Below are 2,262 nucleotides of genomic sequence, written 5' to 3' on the forward strand. Positions count from 1 at the left end.
GGGCTCGCCTGCGACCGAAGGAAGTCCCTGTGGGCGGCGGGCTTCCGGACCGCTGCCGCGGCCCGGGTCACTTTCTCTTGCTTGCCCAAGAGAAAGTAACCAAAGAGAACGGCACCCCGCGTGGCGCTGGCCGGGCTTTTCGACCGGGCTCCTGCCCGGACGAAAAGTGCCCGACGTCCTGTCGGGCACCCCTGCGGGGCCTGATCGTCCACCCCTCACCGCCTCACAGGGGATATTCGAAGGCTCGTGCCGCTGCGCGGCACATCGCGTCGAGAAGATCATGGACGTCGACCGTCTGTTGTAGGAGCGCACCCAGTGCGCGACCGCAGAGGTCAGGGTCGACGCCAGTCGCGCACAGGATGCGTTGCCGCCAAGGCGTCGGAGGGTGGCAAGGTAGAAAAACTCACCCCGCCGTGGCGCGAATCCTCCACACCGCGAGCACCAATCCCAGCAGCGCCACCCCAAACCAGGCCCCGCCCACCGCCATGTCCGTCCCCAGCCACATCACGCAAGCCAGCGCGCCCATCAGCAGCGCACCTGCGCCCAACGCCAGCAGGAAATCGTGATGGGTACGGGGACGCTCCGGCAGCAACAGCAGGGCACCGAGCAGGCCGAGCAACACCGCCGCGATGCGACGCGCCCACACGAACGATGGCGACTCCGGCACATCCGGCACGACATCGACCAGGGCACGATCACCCACCTGGACGTCATAGCCCTTGCCATCGGACGCATGCGCGGCGGGCACGAGGTGGTCGCCGTCCACCTGGGCGAACACGGTTACATCCTGCGCAGGCACCGTTTCCCAACTCACGCGCAGGTCACCGAGGCGCGGCTGCTGCGGTTTGGCGCTTGTGGTCAGGTAGCGATCATTGAGCGAAAAGCTCGCGGCCAGATTCGGCGGCACCGCCTTCATGTCCGGCGTGAGCACATCACTGCCCGGCAACGCATGCAGCAACTTGGGAGACAGCACATAGCCCCCGACGCGTACCTGCCCCGCATCGAACTGCTTGCCCTGCACGAGGAAACGCTCGGGGTTGCCGTGGCCGGCCGGCTGCGCGAAGCGACTGGAATCCACCGGACGATCGACCCAGTCGAGCTCGTAGTGCACGTCGCCGCCCACGCGTACTTCGCGCCACTGGAACATCTCGACGTGGCGTATCAGCACCGGCACTGCTGCGCGCTGGCCGAACTCCGGATCGTAGGGCGCTTCGACCACCTTGATCGGACCGGCCACGCGCACCAGATAACCGTGCCCCGCCTGCGCCTCGCTGCTCGCGCCGAGGTCGAGGATCTGTCCGCCGTGTTTCTCGGAAGCATGGTGATGGTCGAGCAGGCCCTGCTCCGTCATCGCCACCAGTCCCGCGCCGCCCAGCAGAAGCAGGGCACCCAGCACGCGTCGCATCCACTGCCGCATATCGGTCTCTCTCCCCTGCGCCCTGCCCATGACTATGCGCCTCGCAATTCACGAACCTCGTCGGCCGTGCCGTAGCGACCACGTTCGTCGCGCACCACGCGCGCCGCGGCGCAGTCGTGGTCATGCGTGAAGAACAACCGCACCCCGCGCGCCAGCTTGTCGTCCAGGAAAACGCGCTTCTCGTCGATCAGCTTTTCCGGATAGCGGTCGTAACCCATCGTAATGGGCAGATGCACCCAGAAACGCCCTGGAATCAGGTCGGCGCAGAACACCAGGCCGGCCACTTCGGCCAGCATCAGTCCGGGCGTATGGCCGTCCGAATAGCTGAAGCGAACCGACTTGCCCAGCGCTTTCGAATACTCGCCCTCGACGAGCTCGAGCCGACCGCTTTGCTCCAGCAGCGGCTGCAAGTCCGGCACGAACGAAGCGCGGTCGCGCGGATGGGGCTGCTGTGCGCGACGCCAATGCTCGGCACCGACCAGATAGGTCGCCTTGGGAAACAGCAGGCGCGGCGGCTGCCCTTCTTCCCACGCGGCAAGCAAGCCGCCCGCATGGTCGAAATGCAGATGGGAAAGCACCACCACGTCGATGTCTTCGTGCGTCAGCCCTGCCTGGGCCAGCGATTCGAGCAAGACATGGCGATCTTCCACCACGCCATAACGCTCGCGCAGCGCCGGTTCGAAAAACGCACCGATGCCCGTCTCGAACAACACGTTGCGGCCATCCAGACCCTTCACCAGCAGGCAACGGCAGGCCAGCGGAATGCGGTTCTCCGCATCCGGCGCAATCCAGCGCGACCACAGCGCCCGTGGCGCATTGCCAAACATGGCGCCGCCATCGAGCTG

At 66.3% G+C, this 2,262-nt stretch carries 2 protein-coding genes; both read right to left on the reverse strand.

All coding sequences use genetic code 11. The features are described from left to right. Window positions 1-403: 403 nt before the first annotated feature. Entirely contained in the window at window positions 404-1,417 is a 1,014-nt protein-coding gene (locus JMF82_RS21775; protein WP_201316614.1) for a TMEM43 family protein, read from the reverse strand. A gap of 32 nt (window positions 1,418-1,449) precedes the next feature. Next, a partial coding sequence (locus JMF82_RS21780; protein ID WP_236585625.1) for an MBL fold metallo-hydrolase occupies window positions 1,450-2,262 on the reverse strand: 813 nt, incomplete at its 5' end.

The sequence above is a fragment of the Dyella sp. EPa41 genome (assembly GCF_016586165.1).
In the GTDB taxonomy this organism is placed as follows: domain Bacteria; phylum Pseudomonadota; class Gammaproteobacteria; order Xanthomonadales; family Rhodanobacteraceae; genus Dyella.

Bases quoted from the DNA above. Each gene is read 5' to 3' on its own strand.
- JMF82_RS21775 (WP_201316614.1), bottom strand. From the start codon at position 1,417: ATGCGGCAGTGGATGCGACGCGTGCTGGGTGCCCTGCTTCTGCTGGGC.